This window comes from Streptomyces mutomycini, assembly GCF_001700505.1.
Classification (GTDB): Bacteria; Actinomycetota; Actinomycetes; order Streptomycetales; family Streptomycetaceae; genus Streptomyces; species Streptomyces mutomycini.
The window spans coordinates 1-16,458 of record NZ_MAPV01000216.1 but is presented as its reverse complement, the minus strand read 5'-3'; the positions used below and the strand labels follow the sequence as shown (position 1 = coordinate 16,458).

The 16,458-nt window shown below is 71.8% G+C and carries 15 protein-coding genes; 4 read left to right on the top strand and 11 right to left on the bottom strand.

The window, feature by feature from the left end; translation table 11 throughout:
* Positions 1-33: 33 nt before the first annotated feature.
* Entirely contained in the window at positions 34-753 is a 720-nt protein-coding gene (locus BFF76_RS26895) for a lysophospholipid acyltransferase family protein (RefSeq protein WP_031100809.1), read from the bottom strand.
* A gap of 192 nt (positions 754-945) precedes the next feature.
* On the opposite strand from BFF76_RS26895, the gene BFF76_RS26890 reads away from it, so the two are divergent.
* Positions 946-1,725 carry an alpha/beta hydrolase gene (locus tag BFF76_RS26890; protein ID WP_031100810.1) on the top strand — a complete coding sequence of 260 codons (780 nt, stop codon included), beginning with the start codon at positions 946-948 and terminating at the stop codon, positions 1,723-1,725.
* Positions 1,718-2,389, top strand: a complete 672-nt coding sequence (locus BFF76_RS26885; protein ID WP_031100811.1) for a hypothetical protein — start codon at positions 1,718-1,720, stop codon at positions 2,387-2,389. Before BFF76_RS26890 ends, BFF76_RS26885 begins: the two co-directional genes overlap by 8 nt.
* Positions 2,390-2,460: 71 nt before the next feature.
* On the opposite strand, the gene BFF76_RS26880 is transcribed toward BFF76_RS26885, so the two are convergent.
* The 6 genes from BFF76_RS26880 to BFF76_RS26855 all read right to left on the bottom strand — a co-directional run bounded on the left by BFF76_RS26880 (position 2,461) and on the right by BFF76_RS26855 (position 7,449).
* Entirely contained in the window at positions 2,461-3,228 is a 768-nt protein-coding gene (locus BFF76_RS26880; RefSeq protein ID WP_065849233.1) for an endonuclease/exonuclease/phosphatase family protein, read from the bottom strand.
* 75 nt (positions 3,229-3,303) lie between these two features.
* Positions 3,304-4,245 carry an ROK family glucokinase gene (locus BFF76_RS26875; protein WP_031100814.1) on the bottom strand — a complete coding sequence of 314 codons (942 nt, stop codon included), beginning with the start codon at positions 4,243-4,245 and terminating at the stop codon, positions 3,304-3,306.
* A 75-nt stretch (positions 4,246-4,320) separates the two neighbouring features.
* Positions 4,321-4,812 (bottom strand): DUF5304 domain-containing protein, encoded by a 492-nt coding sequence (locus tag BFF76_RS26870; RefSeq protein ID WP_065849232.1) that lies wholly within the window; start codon positions 4,810-4,812, stop codon positions 4,321-4,323.
* Positions 4,813-4,892: 80 nt separating this feature from the next.
* Entirely contained in the window at positions 4,893-6,074 is a 1,182-nt protein-coding gene (locus tag BFF76_RS26865) for an ArsA family ATPase (protein WP_053930198.1), read from the bottom strand.
* A 4-nt stretch (positions 6,075-6,078) separates the two neighbouring features.
* On the bottom strand, positions 6,079-6,528 hold the full coding sequence (locus BFF76_RS26860; RefSeq protein WP_031100820.1) for an SRPBCC family protein: 450 nt from the start codon (positions 6,526-6,528) through the stop codon (positions 6,079-6,081).
* 111 nt (positions 6,529-6,639) lie between these two features.
* On the bottom strand, positions 6,640-7,449 hold the full coding sequence (locus tag BFF76_RS26855) for a metallophosphoesterase family protein (RefSeq protein WP_031100821.1): 810 nt from the start codon (positions 7,447-7,449) through the stop codon (positions 6,640-6,642).
* A 280-nt stretch (positions 7,450-7,729) separates the two neighbouring features.
* Between BFF76_RS26855 and BFF76_RS26850 the strand changes: the two genes are divergently transcribed.
* Positions 7,730-9,526 (top strand): AMP-dependent synthetase/ligase, encoded by a 1,797-nt coding sequence (locus tag BFF76_RS26850; RefSeq protein WP_031100823.1) that lies wholly within the window; start codon positions 7,730-7,732, stop codon positions 9,524-9,526.
* A gap of 63 nt (positions 9,527-9,589) precedes the next feature.
* On the opposite strand, the gene BFF76_RS26845 is transcribed toward BFF76_RS26850, so the two are convergent.
* Entirely contained in the window at positions 9,590-10,732 is a 1,143-nt protein-coding gene (locus BFF76_RS26845; RefSeq protein WP_053930197.1) for a glycosyltransferase family 4 protein, read from the bottom strand.
* A 77-nt stretch (positions 10,733-10,809) separates the two neighbouring features.
* Between BFF76_RS26845 and BFF76_RS26840 the strand changes: the two genes are divergently transcribed.
* The gene (locus BFF76_RS26840) at positions 10,810-12,039 is read left to right on the top strand and encodes a glycosyltransferase 87 family protein (RefSeq protein ID WP_051834799.1); all 1,230 of its coding nucleotides are present in this window, start codon (positions 10,810-10,812) and stop codon (positions 12,037-12,039) included.
* Here BFF76_RS26840 and BFF76_RS26835 read toward each other — a convergent pair.
* The 3 genes from BFF76_RS26835 to BFF76_RS26825 all read right to left on the bottom strand — a co-directional run bounded on the left by BFF76_RS26835 (position 11,996) and on the right by BFF76_RS26825 (position 16,248).
* The gene (locus tag BFF76_RS26835) at positions 11,996-13,249 is read right to left on the bottom strand and encodes a hypothetical protein (protein ID WP_199831558.1); all 1,254 of its coding nucleotides are present in this window, start codon (positions 13,247-13,249) and stop codon (positions 11,996-11,998) included. The genes BFF76_RS26840 and BFF76_RS26835 overlap by 44 nt on opposite strands.
* A 314-nt stretch (positions 13,250-13,563) precedes the next feature.
* Complete coding sequence (locus BFF76_RS26830; protein ID WP_065849235.1) at positions 13,564-14,589, bottom strand: C40 family peptidase; 1,026 nt, start codon at positions 14,587-14,589, stop codon at positions 13,564-13,566.
* A gap of 297 nt (positions 14,590-14,886) precedes the next feature.
* On the bottom strand, positions 14,887-16,248 hold the full coding sequence (locus tag BFF76_RS26825; RefSeq protein WP_065849234.1) for an NYN domain-containing protein: 1,362 nt from the start codon (positions 16,246-16,248) through the stop codon (positions 14,887-14,889).
* Between the last annotated feature and the right edge of the window lie 210 nt (positions 16,249-16,458).

Here is a 16,458-nt window from a genome sequence, read left to right as displayed (position 1 = left end):
ACGCTGCCCCCTCCGGACCCCCGGCGACGCCCCCTACGCGCCGGACCGGTCCGTTCCCTTCCTCTTCGCCTCGTCGGCGATCTGCCGCTTGGCCACGGTCGCGTAGATGTCCACGTACTCCTGGCCGGAGAGCTTCATGATCTCGTACATGACCTCGTCGGTCACCGAACGCAGGATGAACCGGTCGCCGTCCATGCCCTGGTAGCGGCTGAAGTCCAGCGGCTTGCCGATCCTGATGCCGGGCCGCATCAGCTTGGGCACCACCTGGCCCGGCGGCTGGATCTTCTCCGTGCCGATCATCGCTACGGGAATGACGGGCGCGCCGGTGGCGAGGGCCACCCGGGCGAGGCCTCCGGGCTTGCCCCGGTAGAGCCGTCCGTCGGGCGACCGGGTGCCCTCCGGATAGATACCGAAGAGCCCGCCGCTCTCGATCACCTGGATGCCCGACCTGATCGCCGCCTCGCCGGCACCGCGGCCGCCGGAGCGGTCCACCGGGAGCTGGCCCACGCCCTTGAAGAAGGCGGCGGTGAGCCTGCCCTTCACCCCGGGCGCCGTGAAGTACTCCGCCTTGGCGATGAAGGTCACCTTGCGGTCGAGTACCGCCGGCAGGAAGAAGGAGTCGGAGAACGACAGATGGTTGCTCGCGAGGATCGCCGGCCCGTGTGCGGGAATGTTCTCCAGACCCTCCACCCACGGCCTGAAGGCGAGCTTCAGTGACCCGCCGATGGAGAACTTCATTGCGCCGTAGATCAACTCTGGTGCCTCCTGTGTGCCGTCCGGAAGACCTTAGCCTGTGCAACCTCGGCCTCCCCCGCCCGCTGCCCCGCGGGTGACGGCTGCTCGGACGGTGACGGCCCTGGTCGGTGTCGGCCCGGTCGCGTACGGTGAAGTAATCCTTTTGCACACCCCCCGCACCCCCGCCCGCTTCATGAACAGGAGACCCCGGTGCCGGTCCTCCCTGGAGCCGAGCCGTTCCGCCATGAGGGCGGAGAGGTCGGCGTCCTCCTCTGTCACGGATTCACGGGTTCGCCGCAGTCGCTGCGCCCCTGGGCCGACTACCTGGCGGAGCGCGGACTGACCGTGTCCCTCCCGCTGCTGCCCGGTCACGGCACCCGCTGGGAGGACATGGCCGTCACGGGCTGGCAGGACTGGTACGCGGAGGTGGACCGGGAGCTGCGCGCGCTGCGGGCGCGGTGCGAGCAGGTCTTCGTCTTCGGCCTCTCCATGGGCGGCGCCCTGGCGCTGCGCCTCGCCGCGAAGCACGGGGACGAGATCGCGGGCCTGGTCCTCGTGAATCCGGCGAACAAGGTGCACGGCCTGTCGGCGTACGCCCTGCCGGTGGCCCGCCATCTGGTGCGGACGACGAAGGGCCTGACCAGCGACATCGCGCTGGAGGGCGCCGAGGAGGTCGGCTACGACCGGGTGCCGCTGCACGCCGCCCACTCCGTGCGGGCGTTCTTCCGGCTGGTCGACTCGGATCTGCCCCAGGTCACCCAGCCGCTCGTGCTGCTGCACAGCCCGCAGGACCATGTCGTGCCGCCGGCCGACTCGGCGCGGATCCTCAGCCGGGTCTCGTCCAGGGAGGTCGAGGAGATCCTCCTGGAACAGAGCTACCACGTGGCGACGTTGGACCACGATGCGGAGCGGATCTTCGACGAGAGTTACCGGTTCATCGACCGCCTCGCAACCGACGCTGGCAAGAAGGGGAGCACGTCCGGTGGCTGAGCACGACGCGGAGCGCGCGGGCAGTGACGAGGAGCGCGAACCGCGCCCCACGGAAGGAACGGCGGTGCCCGAGGGTTCGGAGGCGCCCCGGGCGCTCGACGAGACCGCGGCCTGGGAGGCGATCGTCGCGGGATACGGCGACGAGCCGCCGGACCCGCCGGGCGCCAAGCCGTTCAAGTCGGTCGAGGACCTGGCGCTGCTGGAGGACGACCAGCTCAACGTCCTGGACCCCGCCGCCGAGTCCGGCGCGGGCGACGACGCGGACAAGGGCGTGGGCGGGAAGACGCCCGGCGGACCTCCGGAGAAGCAGCCGCTCGGCGGCTCGGTCGTCTTCGCCCCCGGGGTCGCGGGCCCGCGCGACTACGGCCTGGAGGAGCCCAAGGACGACGACATCGACGATCCGGACGACAGCGAGGAGGGGCACTTCGTCCCGCCGGAGCCGCCGCCGCTTCCCGAGGCCGACGTGACGGCGAAGTTCGCCTGGCTCGCGGTCGTCGGCGGCCCGGTGCTGATGCTGATCGCGGTGCTGATGCAGTGGGACATGACGTGGTGGCTCACCACGCTCTCCATCGGCGGCTTCCTGGGCGGCTTCGTCACCCTGGTGGCGCGCATGCCCCCCGACGACGACGAGGACGACGATCCGGGGCGCGGCGCGGTCGTCTGACCTCGGCGCGGCCGGCCCGGTCTGCGGCGCGGGGGGCCGCCCTCGGGGTGCCCCGCCGTGGGTGCCGCCGCTCAGCCGCCCGCGGGCACCCTCAGGGCGGCCAGTACGGGCAGATGGTCCGTGGCCGCCCGCAGGTCCGCGCCGGTGACGCCGGGCAGGTCCGCCGGGACGCCGCAGCCGAGGACCTCGATGCCGCCGGTCGCGAACACCGCGTCGATCCGCTTGCGGGGCGCGTCGGGCGGGAAGGTGAGCTCGCCGCCCCACGGCCGTACGGCCCGGCAGTCCTGGAGCCGCCCGGCCAGCCGCCGGAAGGCGCTCCCCTCCGGTACGTCGTTGAGGTCACCGGCGACGACGGCGTGCGGGACGTCCATCGCGTCGATCCGGTCCAGCAGCATCCCCGCCTGTGCCCGCCGTTCCTCACGCTGCAGGCTGAGGTGGCAGCTCAGGACACCGAGCCGTGCCCCGGCGATCCGTACGACCGCCGTGGCCAGGCCCCTCCGGTGCAGCCCCGGAGTGAGCGGCAGCAGGACGTCCTCGGTGCGTTCCACGGTGGCGCGCAGGGAACAGAGCAGCAGGGGCCCGGCCGCCGTGGCGCCGCCGCTGAGGATCACCAGGTCGGTCATGGCCGCGAGCCGTGCGGCCGCCTTGCGCCAGCGGAAGAAGCGCGGGGCCTCCTGGACACAGACCAGGTCGGGTGCGCAGGCACGGATGACACGAGCCAGCGCCTCGGTGTCGTCGCGCAGTGAGCGGACGTTGTAGCTGAGGACCCGGATGACGGCTGAACCGTCCGGCTCGGTACGGGAGTCGGGCAGTGGCATCGGCATCGGCATCGTGACCATGGGAGGCACGATACGACGGACGCCCGCCGCTCCCCTGGGGGCGCGACGGGCGTCGGATGTGCCGTGGTGGTGAGGTCAGCCCTGGCGCGCCAGGTCCGCCGCGCCCACCAAACCCGCCTTGCCGCCCAGTTGGGCGGCGAGGACCTGGGCGTGCGGGCGCCACTCGCCGCCGATCAGCCAGCGCCGGAACGACTTGCGGATCGGGTCGAGGACGAGCTCGCCCTCGTCCGAGACCCCGCCGCCGACGATGAAGGCCGACGGGTCGAAGAGCGAGGCGAGGTCGGCCAGTCCGGCTCCGGCCCAGCGGGCCAGCTCACGGAAGGAGTCGACGGCCACCGGGCAGCCCTGCCGGGCGGCCTGGCTGATGTGCTTGCCCTCGATGCCCTCGACGCTGCCGTCACCGAGTCCCAGCAGGATGGTGGCGTTCTCCGGCGTGGCGTTGGCGCGCTGCTTCGCGTAGCGCACGAGTGCCCGCCCGGATGCGTACTGCTCCCAGCAGCCCTGGCTGCCGCAGCCGCAGAGCAGCCCGTCCGGGACGACCCGGATGTGACCGAATTCCGCCGCGACGCCGAAGCGTCCGCGGCGGAGCTTGTTGCCGATGATGATGCCGCCGCCCAGACCGGTGCCGAGCGTGATGCAGATGACGTCGTCGTGCCCCTGGCCGGCACCGAAGCGGTACTCGCCCCAGGCCGCCGCGTTGGCGTCGTTCTCGACGACGACGGGAAGGCCGACGCGCTGCTCGACCTTGTCCTTGAGCGGCTCGTGGCGCCAGTTGATGTTCGGGGCGAACAGCACGGTGGCACGCTTGTCGTCGACGTATCCGGCCGCGCCGATGCCGACCGCCTCGACGTCGTGTCCCTCGCTCGCCCCGGACACGGCGGAGCTGATCGCGTCCACGATGCCTTCGGCGGTCGGCGGGGTCGATACCTTGAACGTCGAGAGGATCCGGCCCTCTTCGTCGACCACTCCAGCCGCGATCTTCGTGCCGCCGATATCGACGCCGATGGTGAGTCCCATGAATCCCTCAGTTTCGGTCGAGCCCCGCTACGGCCAACCGTACCCGAGCCGGGGACGGGTACTTCCTGCCCGAGGTCAGTCCAGGTCGATGTGTTCGCTGCCGCCGGAGCCCTCGTCACGCGGGTCGGAGGGGTCGTCGGCCGCCTTCTTCCCCTGCCCGGGAGCGTTTCCCGTGCCGCCCGGGGTGCCGCCGGCGCCTTCGGTGCCCCGGGTCCAGCGGCCCTCCTGGCCCTCGACGACGGAGCGGTAGGCGGCGAGGAGCTCGTTCCCCGCGGCGGCGAGGTGGTCGAAGAGCTCCGGATTGCGGTCGATGACGGGCTCGACCGCGGACTTGGCCTGCCGGATCACCTGCTGGACGGTGCCCTGGGCGGCCATGCCGAGCAGAGGTGACTGCATCGAGGAGACCTTGTCGGCCATCGCGTCGATGAGTTTGCGCAGCTCATCGGCCGCGGAACCCGGCTGCCGGCCGTACTGCGCCCGGCGGCGCGCCTTCTCCGCTTCGAGGTCCTCGGCGCAGGCCTCCGCCCACGCGTCGTCGTCGACGGGACGATCGGTGGCTTCACTCATGGCGGACTCCTGCGACGCGGTTGCCTGCGTGGCCGTACGAGCCACGTACTACCGACGTTACCCGAACGGTGGTACGCCGTTCATTGTGTCCGGGGCCAGAGCGCGGGATCAGGCGTGAACCGGACACGCAGGACGCCGTCGGTCAGCGCGGCGCCGGAGACGGTGCAGCGGCGCAGCGCGGACTCCAGGCGCACGATCCGGTGGAACCGCCCTGCGGTGAGAAGCAGTTCGTCTCCGCGCCGGACCAGCCTGAGGTCCTCCTTGACGGCTCCTGGCAGCGGCAGGCACCAGGCGAGGACGCCGTCCCCCGCGTCCTCGGTCCACCAGGGGTTCCCGGCGTGTCCCGGCGCCCGGTCGTCGGGGGCGCAGGCCTCGGCGAGCAGGGCGAGGTCCTCGGCGGTGCGCGGCTCGCGGCCGAGGTGCGGGGTCTCGCGTACGGGGGTCCCGGGCGCCCATTCCTGGTGCCAGTCGTCCAGGCACTTCTCCTGCCGGGCCGCGAGATCGGCGAACCAGGGGGCGGCGGAGTGGCGGGGCAGGACACGGGTGGCCACGACGGAGTCGACGCGCAGTCCGTGCAGGGCGAGTCCGGTACGGGCGGCGCTCAGCGCCTCACCGGCGGCCCGGCCCGGTTCGGCGACCAGCCGCACGGTGGTCGCGTTGTCCTCGATCAGTGCCTCGACCGCGGCCAGTTCGGCGTCCTTGCGGGTGGCTGCCTCGTACAGCCACTGGGCCGGCATGGGGACGCCGGCGAGCTGGGCGAGCACCGGGCGCAGCGCGCGGGCGGCCTGGCGTTCCCGGGGCAGGAGGCGGCGCAGATAGCGGCGCAGCTGTCCGGGGAGTGCGAGCAGGGCGAGGGCGTCGGTGAGCGGGGGGAGGTCGACGACGAGGACCTCGTAGCCGTCATTCGCCCAGTCGCCCTCGACGGCCCGGCGCAGGGTGTGCAGGACGGCGAGCTGTGCGCTGCCCGGCAGTTCGGTGAGTTCGTCGCCGTCGAGCCGGTTGGCGCCGAGCAGGTCGAGCACCCCGGACGCCCTGGCCTGGAGCTCCAGGAGCTCACCGCGGAAGTGTGCGGCGGAGTCGATGCGGACGCAGTGCAGCCGTTCCGCGACCTCCGCGGCCCCGGTGCCCGCGGGGAAGGCGGGCACCGCGTCGGCGGAGACCAGGAGGGTGCGCCGGCCGGCGCGGGCCGAGGCGAGCGCGGTCGCCGCGGCGACCGTGGTACGGCCTGCGCCGCCGGGGCCGGTGACGAGGACCGTACGCATGTGATCAGGCCTTCGGGACGGACTCGACGCGCTTCTTCAGCCCGGCGAGGGCACGGTCGATGATGACCTTCTCGGCCTTGCGCTTGATCATGCCGAGGAGCGGGATCTTGACGTCGACGGCGAGCCGGTAGGTGACCTGGGTACGGTCGCCGTCGCCCAGGGGCGCCAGCGCGTAGCTGCCGTCGAGAGCGCGCAGCATCTGTGACTTGACGAGGGTCCAGTCGACCTCGTACGGGCTGTTCCAGGTGTAGGCGAGGACGTGGTCGTCCTTGATCGCTCCGGCGTCCAGGACCAGGCGGACCTGCTCGGCGCGGCCCTGGTCGTCGGTGGCCAGGATCTCGGCCTCCTTCACCTCGCCGGTCCATTCCGGATAGCGGGCGAAGTCGGCGATCACTCCCATGACGTCGGCCGGTGCCGCCTCGATCGTGATGCTCGAGCTGGTGTGTTCAGCCATCGCCGTGGCCCTCCAGTGCGGTGTACCGGTCACATTCGGCAGAAGCCTGCCGTGTGCAGGCTATCGCGTACCGGCGGCCCTCCCGCCCGCGCCCCGGGGTGGCCGTGTCGCTCACCACTCCAGGGCCCAGGGCCGTCCGCTGGAGGCGAAGTGGCCGACGTTGACGCACTCGGTGACGCCGATCCGCATCCGGCTGACCAGCGGCTGGTGCACATGTCCGAAAATCGCGTAGCGGGGGCGGGCGCGGTGGATGGCGTCCAGGAGCGCGCGGCTGCCGCGCTCGAAGCGCCGGGCCACCGTGTCGTACGTCAGCTCCGGGACGTCCGGCGGGATGTGCGAGCACAGGACGTCCACCGGACCGAGTGCCTCGACCTTGGCGGCGTACTCCTCGTCACTGATCTCGTACGGGGTGTTCATGGGGGTGCGGAGTCCGCCCCCTACGAATCCGAAGACCCGGCCTCCGATCTCGACCCGCTCGCCGTCCAGCACTGTGGTGCCGGAATTGGCGTACTCGGGCCAGAGCGCCGGCACGTCGACGTTGCCGTAGGTGGCGTACGTCGGGGTGGGCATGACCGCGAACATCTCGGCGTACTGCCTGCGTACGGCGGACAGGATCGCCGCGTCGCGGTCCCGGCCCGCCCACAGTTCGCGGCCGAAGGCGCGTGCCTCGTCGAAGCGGCGTGCGGTGCGCAGCTCGACGATGCGGTGGGCGTTGTCGACGCCGAAGAGGTCGGGGAAGATGCCGCGTGAATGGTCGGCGTAGTCGAGGAAGAGGACCAGGTCGCCCAGGCAGATCAAGGCGTCAGCGCCGTCCCCGGCGCGCGCCAGCGCCTCCGCGTTTCCGTGCACGTCGCTGACCACGTGCACGCGTGTCCGCCGCGTGGGGGTTGTGTGCTGGTTGTGCGGTGTGCCGACTCGCATGGAGTTCACCCTAGGTCTCCGCTCGCCGCTCTGGGTAGAGGCCGTCGGACCTGCGATTACTTCCGGATCGGGACACGGGTGGACTAATGTGCGCCGAAGGACCACCGATATGTGTGATGCATAAGACATCTGGCCGGAACCCCCTTTCCGGAACCGAGTACCGGTGGGTAACGTCCCGCCAGTCCAGTCGTGCTCACCCCACTGAGCATCTGCCAGTCTTGGACCGATCCGGTGCGTCACACAGAGCCGTGGAACCGGAGCCCGATGAGGAGCAGCAGTCTTGCGCGAGTTCAGCCTTCCGGCCCTGTACGAGGTCCCTACGGACGGCAATCTGACGGATCTCATCCGCCGCAACGCCGCTCAGCATCCCGATGTCGCGGTGATGAGCCGGAAGGTGGCCGGCGTCTGGACTGACGTCACGGCGACCCAGTTCCTCACTGAGGTCAGAGACACCGCCAGAGGCCTGATCGCGTCGGGTATCCAGCCCGGCGAGCGGGTCGCGCTCATGTCGCGTACGCGCTACGAGTGGGTCCTGCTGGACTTCGCCATCTGGAGCGCGGGCGCCGTCACCGTGCCGGTGTACGAGACCAGCTCGCCGGAGCAGGTCCAGTGGATACTCGGTGACTCGGGCGCGGCCGCGGTCGTCGTGGAGAGCGCCGCCAACGCCGAGTCCGTCACCGCTGTGCGGGACGGGCTCCCCGGCCTGCGGCACCTCTGGGAGATCGACCGCGGTGCCGTCGGCGATCTCGTGGCGGCGGGTGCCGCGGTCTCCGACGAGTCGCTGGACCGCCGGATGGTGAGCGCGAAGGCCGACGACCCGGCGACGATCGTCTACACCTCGGGCACCACCGGCCGCCCGAAGGGCTGTGTGCTGACGCACCGCAGCTTCTTCGCGGAGTGCGGCAACATCGTGGAGCGGCTCAAGCCCCTCTTCCGCACCGGCGAGTGTTCCGTCCTGCTCTTCCTCCCCGCCGCGCACGTCTTCGGCCGGCTGGTCGAGGTCGCGTCGGTGATGGCCCCGATCAAGCTCGGCTGCGTGCCGGACATCAAGAACCTCACCGACGAGCTGGCCTCGTTCAGGCCCACGCTGATCCTCGGCGTGCCGCGGGTGTTCGAGAAGGTCTACAACTCGGCGCGGGCCAAGGCCCAGGCCGACGGCAAGGGCAGGATCTTCGACCGGGCCGCCGACACGGCGATCGCGTACAGCCGTGCGCTGGGCACGCCCGAAGGCCCCTCGGTGGGACTGAAGGTCAAGCACAAGGTCTTCGACAAGCTGGTGTTCGGCAAGCTGCGCGCCGTGCTCGGCGGCCGCGGCGAGTACGCGATCTCCGGCGGCGCACCGCTGGGTGAGCGGCTCGGCCACTTCTTCCGCGGCATCGGCTTCACGGTGCTGGAGGGCTACGGCCTCACCGAGTCCTGCGCCGCCACGGCCTTCAACCCGTGGGACCGGCAGAAGATCGGTACGGTCGGCCAGCCGCTGCCGGGCTCGGTGGTGCGGATCGCCGACGACGGCGAGGTGCTGCTGCACGGCGAGCACCTGTTCACCGGGTACTGGAAGAACGAGGCGGCGACGGCCGAGGCTCTGGCCGACGGCTGGTTCCACACGGGTGACATCGGCACGCTCGACGAGGACGGCTATCTCGCGATCACCGGCCGCAAGAAGGAGATCATCGTCACGGCGGGCGGCAAGAACGTCGCCCCGGCGGTGATCGAGGACCGGATCCGCGCCCACGCCCTGGTCGCGGAGTGCATGGTGGTCGGCGACGGGCGGCCGTTCGTCGGCGCGCTGCTGACCCTCGACGAGGAGTTCCTCTCCCGCTGGGCCGAGGAGAACGGCAAGCCGGCCGGGTCGACGGCGGTCTCGCTGCGCGAGGACCCCGAGCTGCTGGCGGAGGTGCAGCGGGCGGTGGACGACGGCAACGCCGCGGTCTCCAAGGCGGAGTCGGTGCGCAAGTTCCGCATCCTGGCAACGCAGTTCACCGAGGAGGCGGGCCACATCACGCCGTCGCTGAAGCTGAAGCGCAATGTCGTGGCGAAGGACTTCGCGGACGAGGTCGAGTCGATCTACCGCGGCTGACCCCGCAGGACCAACGAGGAGGGACCCGCCCGGTGACCGGTGCGGGTCCCTCCTCGTACGTGCTCAGAGCAGCGTCTTCAGCCGTCCGGCGAGCAGGTCCCAGCGCCACTTCTCCTCGACCCACGCCCTGCCCCGCTCCCCCATGCGCCGGCGCAGTGCCGGGTCGCGGAGCAGGGTGACGATCCGGTCGGCGGACTCCTCCGCGGAACCGCCCCGCACCACCCACCCCGTCTCGCCGTCGAGCACGGCGTCCGGGGCGCCCCCCGAGTCGCCCGCCACGACCGGCAGCCCGGTCGCGGACGCCTCCAGGTAGACGATGCCGAGGCCTTCGACGTCGAGTCCGCCTCGCCGGGTGCGGCACGGCATGGCGAACACGTCGCCGGCACCGTAGTGCGCGGGCAGTTCCTCCCAGGGCACCGGGCCGGTGAAGCGCACGGAGTCCTGGACACCGGTCTCGGCCGCCAGCTTCTTCAGCTGCCCGGCGTACGGGCCGCCGCCCACGACGAGCAGGACGGCGTCCGGGACCCGCGCCAGGATCGCGGGCATGGCCAGGATGAGGGTGTCCTGCCCCTTGCGCGGCACGAGCCGCGACACGCACACGACGACGGGCCGGTCCGTGAGCCCGAGCCGGGCCCTGACCCGGTCACCGCCGGAGTCCGGGTGGAAGGTCTTCTCGTCGACCCCGGGCGGCAGCTGCACCATGCGGCCGGCGGCCTCCGGGGTGAGCGCCGCGGCGATCCTGGACCGGGTGTACTCCCCCAGGTAGGTGATCGTGTCGGTGCCCTCGCCGATGCGGCGCAGCAGCTGCCTGGATGCGGGCAGCTGGGCCCAGCCGGCCTCGTGGCCGTGCGTGGTGGCCACGATCCGGCGGGCACCGGCCCTGCGGAGCGCGGGAGCCATCAGCCCGAGGGGGGCGGCCGCTCCGAACCACACGGAGGAGCAGCCGTGTTCGCGCAGCAGCCGGACCGCCTGCCGGGTGACCCGGGGGGTGGGCAGCAGCATCGTCGTACGGTCGCGTACGACGGTGAACGGCTGCTCGGCGTCGAAGCCGGCCGTGGCCTCGGTGCCCTCCGCGCCACGCTTCCAGGTGGAGGCGTAGACGACGAGCCGCTCGGGGTCCATGCGCAGGGCCATGTTGTGCAGGAATGCCTGGATGCCGCCGGGGCGGGGCGGGAAGTCGTTCGTCACGATCAGCGTCTTGTCCATCGCCGCCGACAGTACCGGGCGTTCGTGCGGCCCTGCCTGACAGCTCCTGTACAGCTGGTGGCGGCATCATGACGCCCATGCGTCTGTCCCTCGTCACCTGGGCCCTCACACGAGCGGTGCTGCTGCTCTGCGTCTTCAAGGTGTTCACGGTGCCGGGCCCGGACGTCACGAGCGACGTCTCGGTCATCTACCGGGGCTGGTACGAGGTGTTCCACACCGGTTCGTATCCGCTGGACGACGTCACCTGGCAGTATCCTCCCGCCGCCGCGCTCGCCGTGCTCTCCCCGGATCTGCTGCCCTTCCTGGAGTACGCCTCCGCCTTCTTCGTCCTCGTACTGCTCTGTGACGCGCTGGTGTTCGGGCTGCTGCTGTACGCGGGAAGCCGTCCCGGCATGCGGGGCGCGGGCGCGTGGCTGTGGGTGGTGGGTGTGCCGCTGCTCGGGCCGACGGTGTACGCCCGCTACGACCTGATGGTGACCGCCGTCGCGGTGGCGGCGCTGCTGGCGGGTGTGCGCCGCCCCAGGGTGCTGGGGGCACTGGCCGCCTTCGGGACGCTGCTGAAGGTGTGGCCGGTGCTGCTGCTGGTGGGCACGGCCCGGGGCAGGGATACGCGCAGGTCCTGGTCCGCTGCGGCGGTGACGGCCGCCGTGCTGGTCCTGGCGGCCGCGGTGCTGCTGCCGGGCGCGTTCGCCTTCCTGACGTTCCAGCGGGACCGGGGGCTGGAGATCGAGTCGTTGGGGGCGCTGGTCTTCCACGTGGCCAGGCAGTTCGGCTGGGAGGGCCGGGTGGAGCTCCGCTACGGCTCGATGGAGTTCGCCGGTCCGCATGTGCCTCTGGTGAGCACCCTGGCCCTGGCGCTGAGCCTGCTCGCCTTGGGCTGGCTCCTGGTGTGGCGGCTGCGGGCCCGTACCTTCGCAGTGCACACCCCGGCGGACGCGGCGTTCACCGCGGTGCTGCTGTTCACCGTGACCAGCCGTGTCATCAGCCCCCAGTACATGGTGTGGCCGCTGGGTGTCGCCGCGGTGTGCCTGGTGTTCCGGGGCAGCCGGATGGCGCTGCCCGCCGGTCTGGTCCTGGTGGCCACCGCTGTCACCCTGCTGGAGTTCCCGCTCGGCTTCGCGCACGTGGTGGCCAGTGACGCGGAGGGCGTGGCGCTCATGGCCGTGCGCAACGGTCTGCTGGTCGCGGCGGCGCTGAGCGCCGGGCGGCGGCTGTGGCGGGCCACCGTGCCGGGGGCGCGGCGGGGGTGCGCGGCGGAGCGGGTCAGCCGAGCCGGGCGCGAAGGTACTCCCGCCAGCGCGCCGTGAAGTCCTCGGGGGTCGTGCCGAGCACCGTGTGCATGGCCTGCTCCACGGCCCCTTCCCGCTCCGAACGGCTCCCCACGGCCTTGTAGAAGGCGATCAGCTCCTCCTCGCCCCAGTCCCGCGCGATCAGCTCGCAGGCCAGCCTGCCGCCCTCGTAGGCCCGGGAGAGCTTCCCCGCGTCCTCGGCGAAGCCGAAGTCCTCGTCGGAGGGCAGCCGCGCGGGCAGGTCACCGGCCCGGACCGCCTCGGCGAGCTCCGGTGCGATCTCGGGGGCGGTGCGGCTCTCCAGGCGGTAGGCGGCCAGGTCGGCGAAGCCCTCGGAGAGCCAGACGGGAGTGGCGGCGGAGGTGTGCGCCCGGGTCGCCACATGGGTGGTCTCGTGGGTGAGGACTACGCGCTGCCCGAAGTCGCCGAGCATTCCGTACGCCTGCGGATTGACGATCACCCGGTCCGCGGGGGCCCGGCCGCCCCCGCCGACCTCGCCGGTGGTGACGGCCGCTATGCCCCGGTAGCTGGCCACGGGTGAGCCCAGGAGCCCCGCCATGTCCTCCACGGACTCGGGCACGAGCACCACGACCCGCTCCGCCCACGGCTCCGGCCAGGCACCACTGACGGCCGGGACGGCCCGGTCCGCGGTTGCCGCGATCCGGCGCAGCTCCGCCGCTCCGCGGCCGACCCCGAGGACCAGGCTGTGCGTGCCCCGTACGACCTCTACGTCGCCCTGCTGCCAGAGCTGCCCCGGGCCGCCGTCGGTGGCCCGGTCGGCGGCGACGTACCAGGTGCGGTCGTCGCCGCGGCGGACCAGCTCCACGGTCCGGGAGGAGGACATGGGCGCCCTGTCGTAGCCCTTGAACCGGTAACTCAGCTCGACCTCGGCGGTGACCCGGCCGCCGGCCTCGTCCGTCACGTCCTTCACCTTGTAGGCCCAGGACTCCAGCGGTACGTCGGCGAGGTTGCGCAGCTCGGTGCGCTGGGCGGCCCGGAATGACGCGGCGCGGGGGTCGAGCGCGGCGAGGTAGGCGCCGGTGTCGTGCCCCAGGACTGCCGCGGCCCGCCGGTCCAGGGTGGCACCGACCTCCTCGGCGGTGATGCCGGTGGCGGGGTCCCGGGGGCCGGCGCACGCGGGCGCGAGCAGCAGCACGGCGAGCACGGCACCCGCCGTGCGCCGTCCGCGGGTTCTCTCCCGCCGCGCGTCCCCTGCCCGAACAGCCATCACGCCGATCGTACGGTCGGACGCGGGTGACCGAGGAGACGGGCACCATGCCGACGGGGTCGTGGCGCACCGCTGCGCCCGGGTACGGAGCGTGGACGACCTGCCCGTTTCCTGCGTGCATCCCGATGTGGCTCGCGTCCCCGCAGGCCCGGCGGAGCTTGTGCAGCGTCACCGGCCCGGCGCTCGCCCACACGGGACCAAGGGCCACGCCAGGAGGCGGAAAGGACCCGAACGACCGCGCCCCGCCGGTGACCTGTGGTCTCCGGCGGGGCGGGGCTTGTCCGAGGGAATGCGGTGATTCGCCCGTTCGGGCGTCAGGGGCGCACGCCGAACTGGAAGGTGCCCATGTAGTCCATGGACTCGTAGCGGACCACGGTTCCGGGCTTCGGGGCGTGCAGGATCTGGTTGTTGCCCGCGTACAGACCCACGTGCGAGGTGTTGTTGAAGAAGACGAGGTCGCCCGGCTTCAGTGCCCCGCGGCCGATCCGCGCGCCGTCGTTGATCTGGGTGTACGTGGTGCGGGTGATCTGGACGCCTGCCTGGGCGTAGGCCCACTGGGTCAGACCCGAGCAGTCGAAGGAGTTGGGGCCGGTGCCGCCGGAGACGTACGGCTTGCCCTGCTGCGTGGAGGCGGCCTGGAGGGCGGCGGCGCCGAGGCCCGATGCGGCGACCTCGTTGCCGAGCTCGACCCGGTCACCGGCGGCGCGGCTGGCGCGCTGCTCCTCCTCGGCCATCATGGCGCGCTCGGCGGCGGTGAGGGTGTTCAGCAGCTTCTGGGCGTCGGCCAGCTTGCCCTGGTACTTCTTCTTGTTCTCGTTCAGCGTCTTGCGTACGTCGTCGAGGTCGCTGAGCTTGCCCTGCGCCTCCTTGCGCTGCTGCGCGAGGGTGCGCTGCTTCGCCTGGATCTTCTGCAGCGACTCGGCCTGCTTGGCCGTCAGCTGGTCGAGAGCGGAGGCCTGCTCGAGGAAGCTGTCCGGGTCCGAGGAGAGCAGCAGCTGGACCGACGGGTCGAGACCGCCGGAGCGGTACTGCGCGGTGGCGAGCGAACCGAGCTCACCGCGCAGGGTGTTGAGCTCGTCCTGGCCGCGGGCGACCTTGTCCTGGAGCGCGTCGGCCTGCTTCTTGAGCTTGTCCTGCTGCTCCTTGGCCCCGTTGGCCCTCTCCGTGGCCTCCTCGGCCTCGTGGTAGAGCTTGTCGACCTTCGCCTTGACCTCGCTCTTGGTCGGCTTGGGGTCGGCGTGGGCGGCCTGGGAGGTCAGGGCCACGGCTGCTGCGGCGGTCGCGGTGAGCACGGTCACGCGGGTGCGGCTCGGCTGCTTGGGACGACGGTGGGACGCCACGAAGGCGAGCTCCTTCTTCCTCGAGCCGCCTACCGGGCTGTGGGGGGACACGAACTGATCCCCGGCTCCGTGCACGTCACGGACTCGGCGGTTCCTTCGCCGTCACCCCGGATGGGCAATCAACCGTGCGAAGGTTCGAGGGCTGACCCTAGTGACCATCTTGTGATCAGTTCAAATCCTCACAAGCAAAATCTCGTCACACCAGGCACTTCTTTACTTTCATCACACTGCGTGTAGCGGCAACTTGACGGTACGTTCCAGAAAATCCGGCAAGTCGCACAAGCCTCACATGACGCCTCAGACGCGCGAAAGGCGCTTCAGGAGCAAGGCGGACGCGACCGGCCTCGCCCCCGCCTTCGCCACACCGTCGGCTACTTCGCGGTCGGTGGAGACCACGACGACGGGTCTGCCCGGCGGTTCGGCGCGCGCCAGTTGCCGGATGAGCTCGTCCGCGGTCACCCCGGCCTTGCTGAACAGCACGCGTACTCCGCGCGGTGGCGCGAGCAGGACCGGGGCGGCCAGCTCGGCACCGTCGAACACGCAGGTCATCTCGGCGCCGGTCTGTGCCGCGAGGAGGGACAGGCCGCCCAGGAGGCGCAACCGCTGCTTCTCCAGCGGCATCTGCGGATAGCCGGTCTTGGTGACGTTGTAGCCGTCGACGATGAGATGCGCCTGCGGCAGGGCGAGCAGTTGGTCGAGCAGCGCCGGATCGGTCTCCGAAAGGGCCCTGGCCGCAATGTCCTTCGGTGACATCCGGCCGGGCTCCACCGCCTCGACGCCGTCGGCGGGGCGCAGTGAGGACGGGGGCAGGGCCAGTTCACGGCGGAGCCCCTGTGCCGCGTCGAGCACGGTGTCCAGGAGCAGTCGCAGCCGCATGTCCTCGACGGAGCGCCCCTCCCTCGCCGCCCGGCGGCCCGCCTCGACGGAGGCCTCCGCCTCGGCCAGCCGCGCCTTGAGCCGGCGGGACTCGCTCTCCGCGGCGGAGACCTGGGCCGCGGCCTCGGCCCGTACGGCGTCGGCCTCGGTACCCGCCTTGCGCAGAGCGGCCTCCCCGCGCTTCACCTCGCTGAGGGCGCTGCGCAGCTTGCGGTGCAGGGAGTCGGTCTCCTTGCGGGAGGCCTCCAGTTCCGAGCGCAGCCGTTCGGTGTCGGCCTTGATGTGGCCGCGGGCGCGGTCGAGTTCCTCGCGGAGCCGCTCCAGCTCGCGCCTGGTCTCCTCGTCCGCCTGCTCGGCGTGGGCCCTCTGGGCCTCTTCGCCGGCCGCCGCCACCAGCTTGACCCAGCCGGCCGGGCGCAGCACATAGGCGGCTGCGGCCACGTCGACGGGGTCGGCCGCGGCGGGCGGCGCACCGGAGGTGAGCGCTTCGGCCAGTTCCGGCTGGGTCTGGCCGATCCGCTCACCGATGCGCCGGCGGAACGCGGGGTCGGCCTCCAGGGCCGCGGCCATCGCGTTGCCCGCGAACTTGGCACGCCTGCTCGGGGTGAATCGGGCGTACTGCCGGAGCTGGGAGGGGAGTTCGCCGACGGTCAGACCGCCGAAGGCGTCGGAGACAAGCGCCACCACCTTGCGGCGTACGCCCTCGGGCAGCGGACGGTCGAGCGACTCCGCGGTGCCGTCGGCCGCGTCGGCCGGTCCGGCGCCGCCTGTCGGCTGCTCCACCATCCATCACCCCAATGTGTCCGGCCTCGCGGCCCCGTCAGGAGTCGGCACCAGGCCTGTCGACGAGCTCGATCTGGTCCACGGCGTTGCACCAGCGGCAGCGCACCGACTCGATGGTCTCACTGACCACCTCGCGCTCCTCGACACTCGACTCCCCGGCCAGGTCGAGATGGACGTACTCCACCACCTTCGAGGAGCGCGTCACATCGA

Bases quoted from the DNA above. Each gene is read 5' to 3' on its own strand.
- BFF76_RS26880 (WP_065849233.1), bottom strand. From the start codon at position 3,228: ATGGTCACGATGCCGATGCCGATGCCACTGCCCGACTCCCGTACCGAG.
- BFF76_RS26875 (WP_031100814.1), bottom strand. From the start codon at position 4,245: ATGGGACTCACCATCGGCGTCGATATCGGCGGCACGAAGATCGCGGCT.
- BFF76_RS26870 (WP_065849232.1), bottom strand. From the start codon at position 4,812: ATGAGTGAAGCCACCGATCGTCCCGTCGACGACGACGCGTGGGCGGAG.
- BFF76_RS26865 (WP_053930198.1), bottom strand. From the start codon at position 6,074: ATGCGTACGGTCCTCGTCACCGGCCCCGGCGGCGCAGGCCGTACCACG.
- BFF76_RS26860 (WP_031100820.1), bottom strand. From the start codon at position 6,528: ATGGCTGAACACACCAGCTCGAGCATCACGATCGAGGCGGCACCGGCC.
- BFF76_RS26855 (WP_031100821.1), bottom strand. From the start codon at position 7,449: ATGCGAGTCGGCACACCGCACAACCAGCACACAACCCCCACGCGGCGG.
- BFF76_RS26845 (WP_053930197.1), bottom strand. From the start codon at position 10,732: ATGGACAAGACGCTGATCGTGACGAACGACTTCCCGCCCCGCCCCGGC.
- BFF76_RS26840 (WP_051834799.1), top strand. From the start codon at position 10,810: ATGCGTCTGTCCCTCGTCACCTGGGCCCTCACACGAGCGGTGCTGCTG.
- BFF76_RS26835 (WP_199831558.1), bottom strand. From the start codon at position 13,249: ATGGCTGTTCGGGCAGGGGACGCGCGGCGGGAGAGAACCCGCGGACGG.